The organism is Secundilactobacillus paracollinoides, from assembly GCF_001702155.1.
GTDB classification, from domain to species: Bacteria; Bacillota; Bacilli; order Lactobacillales; family Lactobacillaceae; genus Secundilactobacillus; species Secundilactobacillus paracollinoides.
Genome location: NZ_CP014912.1, coordinates 2,320,095 through 2,335,747, shown reverse-complemented (window position 1 = coordinate 2,335,747; position 15,653 = coordinate 2,320,095). Strand labels below are relative to the sequence as shown.

Annotated in this window: 16 protein-coding genes; 3 read left to right on the top strand and 13 right to left on the bottom strand. The window is 47.4% G+C overall.

Annotation, left to right across the window (positions count from 1 at the left end; all coding sequences use genetic code 11):
* Window positions 1-3: 3 nt before the first annotated feature.
* The 6 genes from atpA to upp form a co-directional block, all read right to left on the bottom strand.
* The gene (atpA, locus tag AYR61_RS10080) at window positions 4-1,533 is read right to left on the bottom strand and encodes a F0F1 ATP synthase subunit alpha (protein WP_054710417.1); all 1,530 of its coding nucleotides are present in this window, start codon (window positions 1,531-1,533) and stop codon (window positions 4-6) included.
* 32 nt (window positions 1,534-1,565) lie between these two features.
* Window positions 1,566-2,108, bottom strand: a complete 543-nt coding sequence (gene atpH, locus AYR61_RS10075; protein WP_054710420.1) for an ATP synthase F1 subunit delta — start codon at window positions 2,106-2,108, stop codon at window positions 1,566-1,568.
* On the bottom strand, window positions 2,098-2,613 hold the full coding sequence (atpF, locus tag AYR61_RS10070) for a F0F1 ATP synthase subunit B (protein ID WP_054710424.1): 516 nt from the start codon (window positions 2,611-2,613) through the stop codon (window positions 2,098-2,100). The genes atpH and atpF overlap by 11 nt, the downstream gene beginning before the upstream one ends.
* A 51-nt stretch (window positions 2,614-2,664) precedes the next feature.
* A complete protein-coding gene (atpE, locus tag AYR61_RS10065) occupies window positions 2,665-2,877 on the bottom strand; it encodes a F0F1 ATP synthase subunit C (protein WP_054654092.1) in 213 nt (70 codons plus the stop codon).
* Between the two features lie 51 nt (window positions 2,878-2,928).
* On the bottom strand, window positions 2,929-3,645 hold the full coding sequence (gene atpB / locus AYR61_RS10060; protein WP_065902861.1) for a F0F1 ATP synthase subunit A: 717 nt from the start codon (window positions 3,643-3,645) through the stop codon (window positions 2,929-2,931).
* 289 nt (window positions 3,646-3,934) lie between these two features.
* On the bottom strand, window positions 3,935-4,564 hold the full coding sequence (upp, locus tag AYR61_RS10055; protein WP_065902859.1) for a uracil phosphoribosyltransferase: 630 nt from the start codon (window positions 4,562-4,564) through the stop codon (window positions 3,935-3,937).
* Between the two features lie 253 nt (window positions 4,565-4,817).
* Between upp and AYR61_RS15395 the strand changes: the two genes are divergently transcribed.
* Window positions 4,818-4,973: a hypothetical protein gene (locus tag AYR61_RS15395; RefSeq protein ID WP_156652907.1), complete on the top strand. Its 156-nt coding sequence runs from the start codon at window positions 4,818-4,820 to the stop codon at window positions 4,971-4,973.
* A 135-nt stretch (window positions 4,974-5,108) separates the two neighbouring features.
* On the opposite strand, the gene glyA is transcribed toward AYR61_RS15395, so the two are convergent.
* The 5 genes from glyA to AYR61_RS10030 form a co-directional block, all read right to left on the bottom strand.
* Window positions 5,109-6,368 carry a serine hydroxymethyltransferase gene (gene glyA, locus AYR61_RS10050; RefSeq protein ID WP_065902857.1) on the bottom strand — a complete coding sequence of 420 codons (1,260 nt, stop codon included), beginning with the start codon at window positions 6,366-6,368 and terminating at the stop codon, window positions 5,109-5,111.
* A 79-nt stretch (window positions 6,369-6,447) separates the two neighbouring features.
* The gene (locus AYR61_RS10045) at window positions 6,448-7,482 is read right to left on the bottom strand and encodes an L-threonylcarbamoyladenylate synthase (protein ID WP_056987775.1); all 1,035 of its coding nucleotides are present in this window, start codon (window positions 7,480-7,482) and stop codon (window positions 6,448-6,450) included.
* Between the two features lie 15 nt (window positions 7,483-7,497).
* Complete coding sequence (gene prmC, locus AYR61_RS10040; RefSeq protein WP_054710430.1) at window positions 7,498-8,346, bottom strand: peptide chain release factor N(5)-glutamine methyltransferase; 849 nt, start codon at window positions 8,344-8,346, stop codon at window positions 7,498-7,500.
* On the bottom strand, window positions 8,339-9,421 hold the full coding sequence (gene prfA / locus AYR61_RS10035) for a peptide chain release factor 1 (RefSeq protein ID WP_065902856.1): 1,083 nt from the start codon (window positions 9,419-9,421) through the stop codon (window positions 8,339-8,341). The genes prmC and prfA overlap by 8 nt, the downstream gene beginning before the upstream one ends.
* A gap of 66 nt (window positions 9,422-9,487) precedes the next feature.
* Window positions 9,488-10,087 (bottom strand): thymidine kinase, encoded by a 600-nt coding sequence (locus AYR61_RS10030; protein WP_054710433.1) that lies wholly within the window; start codon window positions 10,085-10,087, stop codon window positions 9,488-9,490.
* Window positions 10,088-10,683: 596 nt separating this feature from the next.
* Here AYR61_RS10030 and AYR61_RS10025 point away from each other — a divergent pair.
* On the top strand, window positions 10,684-12,042 hold the full coding sequence (locus tag AYR61_RS10025) for a Mur ligase family protein (protein WP_054710435.1): 1,359 nt from the start codon (window positions 10,684-10,686) through the stop codon (window positions 12,040-12,042).
* Window positions 12,039-12,743, top strand: a complete 705-nt coding sequence (locus AYR61_RS10020; protein WP_056987777.1) for a type 1 glutamine amidotransferase — start codon at window positions 12,039-12,041, stop codon at window positions 12,741-12,743. The genes AYR61_RS10025 and AYR61_RS10020 overlap by 4 nt, the downstream gene beginning before the upstream one ends.
* A gap of 181 nt (window positions 12,744-12,924) precedes the next feature.
* On the opposite strand, the gene AYR61_RS10015 is transcribed toward AYR61_RS10020, so the two are convergent.
* Together AYR61_RS10015 and AYR61_RS10010 are read right to left on the bottom strand one after the other, a co-directional pair.
* Window positions 12,925-14,313, bottom strand: coding sequence for an amino acid permease (locus tag AYR61_RS10015; RefSeq protein ID WP_056987778.1), 1,389 nt, complete (start codon window positions 14,311-14,313; stop codon window positions 12,925-12,927).
* A gap of 251 nt (window positions 14,314-14,564) precedes the next feature.
* Window positions 14,565-15,572: a serine hydrolase domain-containing protein gene (locus tag AYR61_RS10010; RefSeq protein WP_065902855.1), complete on the bottom strand. Its 1,008-nt coding sequence runs from the start codon at window positions 15,570-15,572 to the stop codon at window positions 14,565-14,567.
* Between the last annotated feature and the right edge of the window lie 81 nt (window positions 15,573-15,653).

Genomic DNA, 15,653 nt, shown 5'->3' with positions numbered 1-15,653 from the left:
GTTTTATTTGTTCGCAGCTGCAGTCTGGGCTGCACCCTGGAACGTATCCGCAAATTCTTTGATTGCAGCCTTAAAGGTGTCTTCATCTGGCAAGTTACCAGTGTCGGCAATCCCCTTCAGGATGTCGGCATGGTTACTGTCGAAGAAGTCAAAGAGGTCGCTTTCAAACTTGGCGATATCGTCAAGTTCGACCTTATCAAGGAACCCTTCATCCAAGGCGTACAGGATCAGGACCTGCTTTTCAACTGACAATGGTGAATGGAGTGGTTGTTTCAAAACTTCCACGGTCCGAGCACCACGGTTCAGCTTAGCCTGAGTCACATCATCCAAGTCAGAACCGAATTGCGCGAAGGCTTCCAGTTCATGGTATGATGCGAGGTCCAAACGTAAGGTCCCAGCAACTTTCTTCATCGCCTTGACTTGGGCGTCACCACCAACACGAGAGACAGAAGTCCCGGCATCGATAGCTGGCCGAATTCCTGAATAGAATGAATCGTTATCCAAGAAGATTTGACCATCGGTGATGGAAATAACGTTGGTTGGAATGTACGCCGAAACGTCCCCAGCCTTCGTTTCGATGATTGGTAAGGCAGTCATTGAACCGCCGCCAAGATCATCACTCAACTTAGCAGCCCGTTCGAGCAACCGTGAGTGGGTGTAGAAAATATCACCAGGATAAGCTTCACGACCAGGAGGCCGACGAAGGATCAGTGACATTTCACGATAAGCATCCGCTTGTTTTGATAAATCATCATAGATGATCAACACATGCTTGCCGTTGAACATAAATTCCTCACCCATTGCGGCACCAGCATAAGGTGCGATGTAGAGCAATGGTGCAGGTTCAGAAGGACCCGCAGTAACGACAATGGTATAATCCATTGCGCCAAACTTTTGAAGTGTTTCTACGGAACCACGGACAGTTGATTCCTTTTGCCCAATGGCGACGTAGATACAAATCATATCTTGGCCTTTTTGGTTAATGATCGTATCGATGGCCACAGTCGTCTTACCTGTTTTACGGTCACCAATGATCAATTCACGTTGGCCACGACCAATTGGAACCAATGAGTCAATGGCTTTCATCCCGGTTTGTAATGGTTCGAAAACGGATTTCCGTTGCATAACACCGGGTGCTTTTCGTTCGATAGGCCGAGATTTGTCGGTCTTGATCTCACCTTTGCCATCAACTGGCTGACCTAGTGAGTTAACGACCCGGCCAATCATAGCGTCCCCAACGGGAACTTCCATGATCCGACCAGTCCGCTTAACAGTATCGCCTTCAGTGATCTTTGTGAAATCACCAAGGACAACGATACCTACATCGTTGCTTTCAAGGTTTTGGACCATGCCGAAAACCCCGCTATCGAATTCGAGCAACTCACCAGCTAACGCATTTTCAAGACCGTGAGCTCTGGCAATACCATCACCAACGTAGGTAACAGTACCGGTTTCGTCAACAGAGATCTCGTCTTGGTAATCCGCTAATTGTTGTTTGATTAGAGCACTGATTTCCTCAGCTTTAATGCTCATATAGGTTTCACCCCTTTATAAAGATCTCGTTGTTATCCTAACAGTGCCTGACGGACACGGGCAATCTTCGTCTTAATGCTGCCATCAAAGATGGTACCTTCAGACTGAATGATCACGCCGCCAAGAATTGATGCGTCAACCTTGCTGTTCAAGATGACCTGCTTTGCGCCAACGCGTTCCGCATAGCCCGTCTTTAAACTATCCAGTTGTGCATCATCTAAGGCGACCGCAGTCGTCACGTCAGCATACACCGTTTGGTTCTTCTCATCATACAAGGTTTGGAATTGGTTGATAATTTCAACCATGGCATCCATCCGATTGTAATCAAAGACCATTTGAATCAAATTGTGAATGTAACTAGATGAGTTATCCAAGAACGGCTTCACTAATGCTTCGCGCTTAGACAAGTCTAAGGTCGAATCTGTTAACGCAGTGCCCAATTGTGGGTTGTCTTGGAAGACTTTACGTAGCTGTTCGAGTTCCGCAAAGCCAGCATCAAGTTGGCCTTTTTCATCAAGAATCTCGAACAGTGCTTTTGAGTAGCGCTTGGCTACTGTAACCTTATCAAGACTCATGTTGCTTCCCCAACCCTTCGATATAAGAATCAATCAATGCCTTTTGATCATCAGCGCTTAATTCTTTTTGAATGATCTTGGAAGCAATCTCAATAGATAAGTCCGCCACATCGTTACGCACGTTTTGCAATGCATCTTGGCGTTCTTGTTCAATATCCTTTTGAGCGTTGACCTTCAATGCTTGTGCATCGGTCTGGGCTTGAGCCACGATACCATCGCGTTGTTGTTGACCCTGCTTTTTAGCATTTTCAACGATCGTGGTAGCTTCTTGGCGAGAATTTGAAAGTGCGTCTTGACGTTGCTGTGCAAGCTGAGCGGCTTCATCACGGGACTTTTCGGCTGAATCAATATCGTTAGAAATCTTATCAGCACGGTCTTGCATCATTTGATTAACGGGCTTCCAAGCAAAGATCTTGATCAACCACATTAAAATTAAGAAACAGATCGCGTAGAACAAAATGTCACCGTAAGGTAAGCTCGTAGCTACGATTAAATGTGAGAGCATCTATTGACACCTCCTTCGTTTTAAAAGTAAGCAAACTAAATGTTATCAAAATTACTTGTTCATAACAAGCAAAGCGACAACGAAGGCAATGATAGGCATGGCTTCAACCAACCCAACACCGATAAACATGTTAGTCCGTAATTGACCGGATAATTCTGGTTGGCGTGCCATACCTTCGAGCATCTTGGAAATAACAAGACCGTCACCGACACCACCACCAATAGCCGCACCGGCCATGGCAATACCTGCTGCAATAGCTCCCATAATCTGTATATCCTCCTTAAATGATATAAGTATTAAGTAATTCTCTTTCGCCTAATCGATTTCGATTTTGTCTGCAATGTAGACGGACGAAAGTGTAACAAAGACGAACGCTTGAATGGCCCCAAGGAATGCCGAGAAACCTTGCCAGACCAATGCCAGAACGACTGCGACCCCAAAGGACGCAACCCCACCAGAAAAGGCCATGTTTCCGATAATCTTCAACAACATTTCACCTGAGTAAATGACACCGAAGATACGAAGTCCCAACGTTAGGAAGTTCGTAAATTCCTCAAAAATACTAATTGGCAGCCAGAAAACGAATGGCTTTAAGTATCCTGAGAAATGTTTTTTCCAACCAAACTTCATTACACCAGCGTACTGCGCAATCATTAACGTGGCAAGTGAAAATGTCATGGTAACGATCGGGTCAGATGTTGGACTACGAACCCAATCTTTTCCGCCAAGGGAAATTTGGAGGAATAGCCCAAGTTCGTTGGAAACGAACAGGAACAAGAACAAGGTGAATCCATATAGCCCAAACGCACTCGTTTCGTTGCCTGGAATCGACCCCTTAAGAATGTTATTCGTAAAGTCGATCAGCCATTCCAGAATGTTTTGTCCACGACCTGGCTTCATCGTTATATGACGTGACAGCGCGAAGACAAACAAAAAAACGAGCACAAACGCAATAAGTCCCGAAATCATATTCGTGACGTTAAACGTAAGCCCTCCGAATTGAAAGGTAGGAACTGAAGATGGATCTCCCACAGAGTATCACCTCTTTTCAAACCAAATTAACGCAAGAATATTCAATGGTGCCAGTCGATTTTTAACTTCAACTAGAATCCATGATTAAAATTGTTGCGGCATATGAATGATACCCCAAATTGCCCCTCAAAGACAACCTGAAACGTCACAAAATACAAAGAAAATACTACCACCGTTTCAACAAAATTACAAAACAAACTTACTATATTTCATAACAAAAAAACAATCAGTGTCACGATATCAGCGGTATCACTGAAATCTGAAACTGATTGTTTTTATAATCTAATGTTTATTTAGTTCCGAATAACCGGTCACCAGCGTCACCAAGGCCTGGCACGATGTAGCCATCTTCATTCAAATGGTCGTCAAGGGCAGCGGCGTAAATATCAACGTCGGGGTGCTTTTCGCGAAGGGCTTTAACCCCTTCCGGTGCAGAAACAAGGCACACAAACTTAATGTTAGTGGCACCGCGCTTCTTTAGGGCATCAATGGCCATGATGGCTGACCCACCAGTGGCAAGCATTGGATCCACAACAAAGACTTGCCGCTGTTCAATATCAGCTGGCAACTTCACGAAATATTCGTGCGGTTCAAGCGTTTCCTCGTCACGATACATCCCAATGTGGCCAGCCTTAGCTGCGGGGATCAGTTTCAAAATGCCATCGACCATCCCAATACCAGCCCGAAGGATCGGAACAACGGCAACCTTTTTCCCGGATAACGTCTTGGCGGTCATCTTAGAAATTGGTGTTTCAATTTCAATGTCCTCCAATGGCATATCGCGCGCAACGTCGTAAGCCATCAACGTTGTAATTTCGTCAACGACCTCGCGGAAGACCTTCGTCCCGCAGTTCTTGTTTCGAATAATTGTCAGTTTGTGTTGAATCAACGGATGATCCATAACCTGAAACTTGCCCATGAGTTTGACTCTCCTTTAATTATTTCCTTTATTGTACCATTATCCACCCCAATGAATAAATGGCCGGATGATAAAAAATAAAAAAAGCGTGTATCCGTATGGTGGGGTACTCATTTCCAGTAATATCAGTGTCCTAACTCGCAGAACAGGCCTCTCAGGGTTAGTAGTCGACCGCTGCTATTTCCTGACTGGTCTTTCCACTATTAGGTAATAGTCCGTTGCATTCCACAATTTGGCACGGCGCTGAAGTGGCATGTCAGAACAATTTGCCTCACCAAACAATAGAAAGACCCTTCCTGACTTCAGAATTGGCTATCCGGAAGCATCAGGTGTCTCTTATAAAACACCACCATCAGCGAAAGCGGAATCCTTGAAAGCCCTTACATATAATGGAAGAAAAAAATCATAAACAACCCGACGCCCGTATCCCCTTTTCAGAAAACACAGCGGGTTATTTATGATTTATGACGCAAAAAGCGTCCAAATCTAGACACTTTTCTTCCATAGTATAGGCCAATTACACAGTCAAGTGAGGTTGGCTAGTTTACTTAAATTCAATTTCTGCCACGTTAGCGTCAATTGGATGGGCATCCGTCAAAGCACGAACTGCTATCTTAACCTCATCCAAGACAGCTGCATCTGCGTGATTCTCAACAGCCTTCACAATGAGTTCTGCGACCTGTGCAGCGTCATCTTCCTTGAATCCGCGGGTTGTAATAGCAGGCGTTCCCAACCGAATACCCGACGTCTTAAACGGACTCAAAGGCTCGTTTGGAATGGATTCCTTGTTAGTCGTAATCAAAACAGAATCAAGTAATTCCTGTGTTTGCTTCCCGTTTAACTCAGTCTTAGTGAGATCGAGTGTCATCAAATGGTTGTCAGTGCCACCAGAAACGACGCGAATCGTCTTGCTCTTGTTAAACACGTCTGCCATAGCCTGCGCATTCTTAATGATCTGCGCCGCATAGTCCTTGAAGGCCGGTTGGAGATCTTCATTGAGCATTGCAGCCTTCGCAGCCACCACGTGCTCTAATGGCCCACCCTGCGTACCAGGAAAGACTGCGGAGTTGATCTGCTTGGCGTACTTCTCCTGTGACAGGATCAGCCCACCACGGGGACCACGCAATGTCTTATGCGTCGTCGTTGTCACCACGTCTGCAATGCCAACTGGTGACGGGTGCAGACCGGCAGCAACTAGGCCAGCAATATGCGCCATATCGACCATTAAATAGGCGCCTACTTCATCCGCAATATCGCGGAAAGCTTGCCAGTCGATGATGCGACTATATGCTGAGGCCCCAGCCACGATCATTTGCGGCTTGACCTGCTTAGCCAGATCACGAATCATATCATAGTCCAACAATTCGGTATCGGGATTCAACCCATAACTGTATGCTTGATAGAGTTTGCCGCTAAAGTTGACCTTTGCTCCGTGGGATAAGTGGCCCCCGGAATCCAGTCCCATGCCAAGGATCGTGTCGCCGGGCTTCAAAAAGGCGGCGTACACGGCTTGATTGGCTTGTGACCCGGAATGTGGCTGAACGTTCGCGTATTCGGCGCCGAACAGTTCTTTGGCCCGGTCAATGGCCAGGTTTTCAACCACGTCGACGTACTCGTTACCACCATAGTACCGTTTAGACGGATAACCTTCCGAATATTTGTTGGTCAAAACGGAACCCTGAGCAGCTCTCACAGCTTGCGAAACAATGTTCTCAGAAGCAATCAGTTCAATATTATGTTGTTGGCGATCTTCTTCATTTACGATGGCCTGCCATAATTTTGGATCTTGTTCTCGATAGTTCAACACAATCAGCTCCTTGGCATTTGATAAGACTACTTTACCAAATTTTTACTGAAAATGAAAGGGTCTATACCAAACAATGTTACTTATCAATTGATTTATCGTTCGTAAAATGCTCATCGCCAGCCGATTTGTTTAACCGGTTCATGTAAGCGGCACCCAGCCCGTCTGTGCTAAACCCTTGCGTCAAAATTGCCGTCACATCAGTTTCCAGGTCAAAGTGGCGCAGCCCGGCAAACAACCGGTGACTTGCCGCCGCCACGTCAGGCCCGAGGGTAAATACTTCAACGCTATCAGGCACCGTTAATTGACTAAGAACACTGTCCGTTGCCATTAAGCCAGCCTTGCTATTATGACTGCTTACCCAGGCAACGGCAGCTGCAAAGTCAGTTGGGTCGTCCACAATGGTCACCTGAGCAGTCGGGGCGTAATGTTTGTATTTCATCCCGGGCGCTTTTGGCGTCTCGTTGGCACCAACCTTGTGCTTGTTTCCCCGCACCTCGCCAATGACATCGGCCAGCTGATCTTCAGTCACGGCACCTGGCCGCAAGATCGTCGGGATTTCGGTCGACATATCAATAATAGTCGATTCAACACCCACATCAGTTGGCCCATCGTCTAAAATACCGGCAATTTTCCCCTTTAAATCATGATACACGTGTTCCGCGAGTGTCGGGCTCGGTTTCCCTGAAGTGTTTGCAGACGGCCCAACGATTGGCACCCCTGCTGTTCGAATCAGCTTCAACGTTGCGTTGTTTGCCGGCATCCGAAACGCCGCGGTGTCTAAGCCACCCGTTACCGTTTTTGAGAGTGCGTTCGGTTTTAATGGCAGAATGATCGTTAACGACCCTGGCCAAAAGGTGTCAATGAGCGTCTTAACTTTATCAGAGAGCGGCTGAGCAAACCGGGTTAATGTTGCGACATCCGCAATTGTGACGATCAGTGGATTATCGCTAGGACGACCCTTTGCTGCATAGACGTGACTGACCGCCTCAACGTTGGTAGCATCGGCGCCAAGTCCGTAGACCGTTTCAGTTGGAAAAGCGACCAGCTGACCCGCCTTAAGGGCTGCCGCTGCTTCATCAATATCATCAAGTGAATAAATTTTAGTTTCCATATTTAATTAACTTCCTTAATTTTCTTTAAGCATCACGTGCACTATCCGGTCGTGGCCCGCAATGTCCTGGTGAACATCAACGCTCATCGGGTCAAGGACGGATTCAAAGAGGTGCTTCACTGCCGTCCCCTGATGATAGCCGATCTCCACAAACAAATGTCTGGTCATGACAATGTGGTCTGCCAGCTGCTGGGCCAACTGCTCATAAATAGCGAGGCCGGCGTGATCGGCAAACAGCGCAAGATGCGGTTCGCTTTTAACAACATCATCATCCATCACCGTGATCTCTTGGGGATCGATGTACGGCGGATTGCTAACGATCACGTCAAATGATTGCCCGCTAACCGGCTGCAAAAGATCACCGACATGCGTCTCAACGTTCAGTTGCAACCGGTCAGTATTTTCGCGGGCAACGGCAACCGCCCCAGCTGAAATATCGGTCAGGGTCACCTGCCAGTCTGGCCGTTCCGCCTTGAGTGTCAGGCCGATGGCGCCGCTGCCAGTACCAACGTCCAGGACACGTACCGGTGTTGCCGGTAACGCCGCTAACACCCACTCCACCAATTCTTCCGTTTCCTGCCTCGGAATCAAGACGTGGTCATTCACAATAAAATTACGGCCATAAAATGGTGCCGTGCCAACAATGTACTGGGGTGGCGTGCCTACCAAATACTGGTCAATTGCTCGTTGAAATCGCTGCAACGCTTCATCTGGCATGACCTCACGATACGCCATCAGCAGGTGGGTCTGATCCATGTCATTTAGCGCCAGCATCAAATAATTGGCTGCAGAATCGTCTAACTTCTTGCTCTGAATACGCAAAGAAGCCCATTTCAGGGCTTCTAAGTAGGTCATGTTAGCCATGGTTCAGCTCTTCCATCTTCTGGGTTTGATCATAAAGGATCAGCGCGTCAATGACATCGTCTAACTCGCCGTTCATGATCTTGTCCAACTTGTTCAGGGTCAAGCCAATTCGGTGATCCGTGACCCGGTTTGGCGGATAGTTGTACGTCCGAATCCGTTCTGACCGGTCACCGGTTCCGACAGCTGACTTTCGCTCAGCATTATAGCTGTCTTCTTCTTGTTCCTTATAGTAGTTGTAGACCCGGGCCCGCAAAATCTGCATGGCCTTCGCCCGGTTTTGTTGTTGTGACCGTTCATCTTGCATGGCCACAACGATCCCGGTTGGTAAGTGGGTCATCCGCACTGCAGAACTCGTCTTGTTAATATGTTGCCCACCGGCACCAGATGACCGGTAAACATCCGTCCGAATATCCTTAGGATCGATATCGATGTCGACTTCTTCAGCTTCTGGCATCACCCCAACGGTCGCCGTCGAGGTATGGAGACGACCGGCTGATTCAGTGACAGGTACCCGTTGCACCCGGTGCGCACCACTCTCGTACTTCAGTTTTGAGTAAACTTTATTGCCGGAGATCAGCAGCACGATTTCCTTAAAGCCACCGACTTCAGTGGCACTCTGGTCAACAATTTCAACTGACCAGCCCTGTTTTTCAGCGTACCGCGAGTACATGTTGAACAGGTCCGCAGCAAATAAACTGGCTTCATCACCACCAGCAGCCCCGTGAATTTCCATCACGATGTTTTTATCGTCATTAGGGTCTTTAGGCAGCAATAACACTCGGATATGGTCTTCGAGTTCTTCTTTTTGTGGTTCTAATTCCTTTAGCTCATCCTTGACCATTTGTTCCATGTCATCGTCAAGCTTTTCGTGTAACATCTCATTATCTTCGTTAAGTTGGTCGGTCACCTGCTTGTATTTTCGATATGTCTCAACCGTATCGCGCAGTTCACCCTCCTCTTTAGAGAGGGTCATGAACCGTTGCGTATCAGCAATCACTTCAGGATCACTGATCAGTTCATTAAGTTCATCATAACGGTCAACGACCGCCTGTAATCTGTCGAACATTTCGTCCATTTCTTAATTTCTCCAATCTCTTTGCGTCAGTGGTATCACCATCGATGTTGAGCAGCAATAGGCTAGCTACAACATTGAAGCGTCCTGACCCAACATATCTAATGGCGGGTTGTAATAGTGCCGTCGACAAACGGGATAGTACGACTCGTTGCCGCCGATCTGCACCTGTTCGCCCTCATAAACGGGCTTGTTATCATGAAAACGCAGATTCATGGTTGCTTTTTTCGCACAGAACCAACAAATGGTCTTCATTTCTTCTAACTTATCAGCGTAAAGCAAGAGGTACTTTGAGCCTTCAAACAGTTCATTTCTAAAATCATTTTTCAGGCCAAACGCCATGACGGGAATGTGGAGTTCATCCACGATCTTCGCCAATTGGAAAACGTGTTCCTTTGTTAAGAACTGGGCTTCATCGATCATGACACAGTTAGCATGTTCGTTGATGCGCTTCACTTTATCGTACACGTTATCCGTTTTAAAGATTGGAACCGCCTCACGTTCAAGGCCGATCCGACTTGATACCTTACCGACCCCCGAACGTGTGTCCACGCCGCTGGTCATAATAATGACCGGTTTATTTTGCTCCTCATAGTTATGCGCCACCTTCAAAATTTCAATGGTCTTGCCACTATTCATCGCACCGTACTTAAAAAATAATTGCGCCAATGGTCTCCACTCTTTCTGCAAATTTCATATCCATTGTACAATAATAGCATAAGCCGTTTAAGATGAGAACAGGCGCGCCCAACAGATTTATTGAATTTGTCAAATCTTTATATTGACTGGGGACTTTCCAATGTTGGACGACCAGCCCGTTGCATTCCGCAATTTGGCAGGCAGTCGTAGTGGCTCGACACCACGACAACCTGCCAAATTGCTACATTCCACTGACAATGAGTTTACAATTTACCATTAGTTAAGCATCACAATTGCGTTAAACCATGTTCGAAAAAAATCCACCCTCGACTGCTAGTAATTCCAGTGACAGCATTGTTTCATACGTTGCTCAGGTGAAAAGTAATGATGACCCAGCGTATTTATACCGCATAGTCTCGACTGACCGTACATATTTATTGTTTACTAGCATGTAGCGAGGCGGAGCGGCAGCCACTCTCCGTTCAAAAAGAAAAAGAACCGCTGATTTCATATTTTTAATTAAAAGTCAGCGTTTCTCACACCATTAGCCGCCAAGCATGGTAAAATTAAAGCTTAGTTTGGGTGTTTAATATGTGACACCCGTTAGATCTAGAGGAGCGAAGAAAATGACATTACGAAGTAGCGTTGCCGCCTTTGCGGGGAGATCATCCTACTGGTTTTTACACACATTCTTAAAGGGTGGCAGTTCGCTGCCTGGTAAGATCACCACGAAAATTGATCCGGATATTTTAAGACACCTGGGTCAAAACTACGATGTTGTGATCATCACCGGAACCAACGGTAAAACACTGACCACAGCACTCACAGTGCGGGTCCTCAAGCAAAAATATGACTCAATTTTAACCAACCCTACCGGCTCCAACATGGAACAAGGGATCGTTACCACGTTCCTTCGAGCCCCTAAGACAAAGGGCGCCCGACCGATCGCCGTTTTGGAAGTTGATGAAGCCAACGTCATCAAAGTGACCCGTTACATCAAGCCAAAAGCCTTTGTTTTCACCAACATCTTCCGGGACCAAATGGACCGCTATGGTGAAATCTATACAACCTATCAAAAAATCATCGATGGGGTTGCCTTAGCACCAGATGCGACGATCATCGCAAACGGCGATGCCCCGATCTTCCACTCCAAGAACTTGCCAAATCCGATCGTTTATTACGGATTTGATCAGGATACAGATGACAAAACAACGGACATGAAAGCAAAGCCAAATACTGACGGCGTTCTGTGTCCGAAATGCCAGCATATTTTACACTACCATTCGCTGGTCTACAGCAACTTGGGCGATTATTTCTGTCCAAACTGCGGCTTCAAGCGCCCCGAACTAACGTATAAGTTAACCAAAGTCGGTGACCGGACGCCTAAGAGCTCCTCATTTGAAGTCGACCACAGTCCGATGAAAATTGAAATTGGCGGCATGTATAACGTCTACAACGCTTTAGCAGCATACGCTGTCGGCCGTTTCTTTGACGTTACCCCTGACCAGATCAACACTGCCTTCATCGAAGACAAGAAAGTCTTCGGTCGTCAAGAAGAGATCAACGTCGATGGTAAAAAAGTCACCTTGATCCTGGTCAAAAATCCGGTTGGCTTAAACCAGGTACTCGACATGATCAGCACTGACAAGCAGCCTTTCTCCTTTGTTGGCCTGCTCAACGCTAACTACGCTGATGGGATCGACACAAGCTGGATCTGGGACGGCAATTTTGAAAATCTGCCGAAACTCAATATACCAGCATATATTACCGGTGGCGAGCGCTACAAGGACATTACCTTCCGTCTAAAAGTCGCCGGTGTGCCCGATGACAAACACGAGGTCGTGCCAGAACTTAGCGATGTGCTGGAAAAGATTAAGACTTTGCCAACCGAGAACGTTTATGTTTTGGCAACCTACACAGCTGTGTTACAATTACGGAAATTATTAGCTGACAAGGGCTATATCAAGGAGGGAATGGGCGCATGACCTATGAATTAAATGTGGCTCACCTTTATGGCGACCTGATGAATACTTACGGCGATGTCGGTAACATTTTGGCATTGCAGTACTATGCAAAACAGATGGATGTTCATTTAAACGTCAAAGTAGTCAGTCTGGACCAAGATTTCAGGGCTGACGACTACGACATGGCATTCTTCGGCGGCGGTCAAGATTTCGAGCAGGAAATCGTTTCCCAAGATATTCAAACTAAGAAACAAGCACTGACCGACTTCATTGAATCTGGCGGCCCAGTGCTGGCTATCTGTGGCGGCTATCAGCTGTTGGGGCACTACTACATCGATGCTAAGGGTGATAAGATTCCCGGCATTGGTGCGTTAGACCACTACACACTGGCGCAGGATCACAACCGGTTCATCGGCGACATTGTGATCAAAAACGCCGACAATGGCGAAACCTATCACGGGTTTGAAAACCATCAAGGTAAAACATACCTGGGCAAGGATGAAAAAACACTAGGTAACGTTGTGGAAGGCAAAGGTAATAACGGCGAGGATCACACAGAGGGTGCAATTTACAAAAACGTCTACTGCTCCTACTTCCACGGCCCGATTCTGACCCGAAATGGCAATCTCGCAAAACGCTTGCTGGTCGCAGCTTTGAAGCGGCGCTATCCAGATGTTGATTTTTCAAAGCAGGAAGAGTTGGCGGTGCCGGCAACGTTTTAAGAGAGTGGAGAAAAACGGTTTGAGACCAGAGCGTAAGGGCAATGAGTGAAAAATCCCGGTCTTGGATTTATCACTCATTGCCCTTACGCGGCCGGTCTCAGTTTTTCGGAACTCGTTGCCGCTACGTAACATAGAAAGAAAAAACAACGCTCAGTCCCTATCGACTAAGCGTTGTTTTTAATTACTCCCGTGTCTCACCACGATGCCGAACCACATAAACCACAGTCGCCAAAATCAGCACCAACGCACCAACAATCACCGACACTCGCGTATCAGGATTCACAAACATAAACGCCACGATCACCCACAACATGGCGAACGCAAAGTAGTTCGAGAACGGGTACAGCGGAAGTTTAAACGGATGGTCAGTCATGACTTGCGGATTGCTCTTGCGGAATCGTAATTCAGCTAAGAGGATCACGAACCACGGCACCATGCCGGGTAGTACGGAGGAACTAAAGACGACCACAAACAGATTCGACGTCGACTTGCTGTACGTTGACGCCAGCGTATCGATGATGAACCCAAGCAGGATCCCGCCAGAAATACCTAAAATAGCAGCATCCGGCACGACTCGTTTCGATAATCGCCCTAACACCTTGGGTGCGTCACCTTCATGCGCTAACTTAAACAGCATCCGACTTGACGAATAAATACCGGAGTTCGCACCGGACAGTGCCGCCGTCAGAACAACGAAATTAATCACCGAGGCAGCAGCGGTAATGCCGACCTTCGCAAACGTTGACACGAACGGCGACCCCAAACTGCTGAGCTGGTTCCACGGGTAAATGGTGACGATCACAAAGATCGCACCCACGTAGAAGATCAGAATTCTGAATAACACCGATTTAACAGATTTAATAATGGCCTGTTGTGGATTAGCAACCTCCCCTGCTGAAATTCCCAGCAGTTCGATGCCTTGGTAGGACCCAACAATGATGGACATTGAGAAGAAGAAACCGGTAAACCCACCAGTGAAGAAGCCGCCGTGCGCCCAAAGGTTACTCAACCCGATTGGATGACCACCGTTGCCCCAGCCAAAGAAGATCAGTCCAAGGCCTAAGAGAATCATGGCGATAATCGTCAACACCTTGATCATGGCAAACCAAAACTCCAGTGACCCATACGCCTTTGCGCTGGCCAGGTTGGCGGCAACAAGAAAGACAATGATAATCAGTCCTGAAACAAAGGCGTTGATATGCGGCCACCAGTATTTCAAATACTCCGTGGCAGCGACCACCTCAGACATCCCGACAACAATGTACTCAAAGACGTTCGCCCACTTGGCTAAATAACCAGCCAACGGATGGACGTATTCGGTCGCGTAGTCCGCAAATGAGCCGGTGCCGGGATTGATGTAGATCATTTCACCAAGTGCCCGCATCACAATGTATAAAATCAGGCCGACAAACATGTAGGCCAGTAAAACAGACGGCCCGGTCCACTTAATGGTCGATGAAGACCCCATAAACAGCCCAACACCAATGGCACCACCTAAGGAGATCATCTCCATCTGCCCAGCGGTCATGGACCGCTGCAGTTTGGGTGCCTCGTTAATCTTTCGTTTCATGAATTTTGATTCCTCCAGAGAGAGTGAAGCAAGGCGGTTAGAGGGCGGAGCATAAGCTAACTCTGGCAGAAATGCCTGGGTTTGGCATTTTTGCCAGAGTTGGCTTATGCTCCGCCCTCTGCCTTGCGAAACTCGTTTAGTCTATTTCACAGAGAACCACCAGCATAAAAAATGTCTGAGTTTGGCATCTCACTAGTGGTCAAATAGGTACCTTTTGAAAAAAAACCTCACAACTTAGTACCCTGACTAGTTTACTTTTCCTCAAGATAAGTTGCAATAACCGCATTACGCCGAGCCAAAAAAGGCTTATTCGGCGCGTCAGGATGCACCCGGTTCGACAGAAAAACCAGCCCTTGATTCGTCACAAGATCAAGCACGATTGCTGTCCCAGTATACCCGCTATGCCAAATACACTGGTGCGGATGGGCATCATTTACCGGCAATAATGCCCAGCCAAACGACCGCCCCTGGTGCCCCAAAGGCGTCTGATCCTTTGCAATCTGCTGGCGAAACTGATCGGGCAACGGTGAGTTATGACCGCTTAAAATCGCTTGTTCAAAGGTAACGAGATCATCTCGAGTCGCAAACAACCCAGCCGACCCGCACCGCTCGCGAAGCACAAATGCCTTGGGGTCATGCACAACACCACGTATTAGGCCGCGTGTGGGCGATAATTCCGTTGGCACACACATGGCGGCATCCGTTGGAGAAAAGGTGCTATGCGCCATTTTCAGGGGTTCTAAGACGCGCTGAGCAATAAGTTGCTGAATCGGCGTTCCGGTAATGGCTTCAGCAATCCAGCCTAAGAAAATAAAATTAATGTCCGAATAGACCATTTTTTGTTCAAAGTCCGGCCCAACGTGGAGGTTGAGCAGTGCATCGTGCAACTGACTAGCTGGCAGCTTATTGCGGTTTGGGATATACCCGGCGATGCCAGAGGTATGTGTGATCAAATGACGCACGGAAACGGTGGTGTCCGTCCATTCCGGCAGATACCCACGCACCTTATCCGTCAGGGCCAACCGTCCTTCATCCACCAACTGTAAAATGACATTGACGGTTCCGACCACTTTGGTCAGTGAGGCCAGATCATAATATTGATTTTCCTTTAGTGGTTCATAGCCGGGCAGCAATTGTTCAGCGCCGTAGATGCCGCTCTGAACCGTGTTGTCATCAATAAAGGCGTAGCTGATTCCGGGCACGACCCCCTCTTCAACCAATGCGTGCATGTCGCGAATCGTTTTTGAATATGTTGCCATCTCCTGCAGCCACTTCCTAGTTTCTTTTTTAAAGATGCACCTAGTTTAGCACAAGAACAGAATTAAGATTTCGCCTTTCTT

Coding starts and splice junctions, on each gene's coding strand:
- atpA (WP_054710417.1), bottom strand. CDS start 1,533: ATGAGCATTAAAGCTGAGGAAATCAGTGCTCTAATCAAACAACAATTA.
- atpH (WP_054710420.1), bottom strand. CDS start 2,108: ATGAGTCTTGATAAGGTTACAGTAGCCAAGCGCTACTCAAAAGCACTG.
- atpF (WP_054710424.1), bottom strand. CDS start 2,613: ATGCTCTCACATTTAATCGTAGCTACGAGCTTACCTTACGGTGACATT.
- atpE (WP_054654092.1), bottom strand. CDS start 2,877: ATGGGAGCTATTGCAGCAGGTATTGCCATGGCCGGTGCGGCTATTGGT.
- upp (WP_065902859.1), bottom strand. CDS start 4,564: ATGGGCAAGTTTCAGGTTATGGATCATCCGTTGATTCAACACAAACTG.
- AYR61_RS15395 (WP_156652907.1), top strand. CDS start 4,818: ATGTCAGAACAATTTGCCTCACCAAACAATAGAAAGACCCTTCCTGAC.
- AYR61_RS10045 (WP_056987775.1), bottom strand. CDS start 7,482: ATGGAAACTAAAATTTATTCACTTGATGATATTGATGAAGCAGCGGCA.
- prmC (WP_054710430.1), bottom strand. CDS start 8,346: ATGGCTAACATGACCTACTTAGAAGCCCTGAAATGGGCTTCTTTGCGT.
- prfA (WP_065902856.1), bottom strand. CDS start 9,421: ATGGACGAAATGTTCGACAGATTACAGGCGGTCGTTGACCGTTATGAT.
- AYR61_RS10025 (WP_054710435.1), top strand. CDS start 10,684: ATGACATTACGAAGTAGCGTTGCCGCCTTTGCGGGGAGATCATCCTAC.
- AYR61_RS10020 (WP_056987777.1), top strand. CDS start 12,039: ATGACCTATGAATTAAATGTGGCTCACCTTTATGGCGACCTGATGAAT.
- AYR61_RS10015 (WP_056987778.1), bottom strand. CDS start 14,313: ATGAAACGAAAGATTAACGAGGCACCCAAACTGCAGCGGTCCATGACC.
- AYR61_RS10010 (WP_065902855.1), bottom strand. CDS start 15,572: ATGGCAACATATTCAAAAACGATTCGCGACATGCACGCATTGGTTGAA.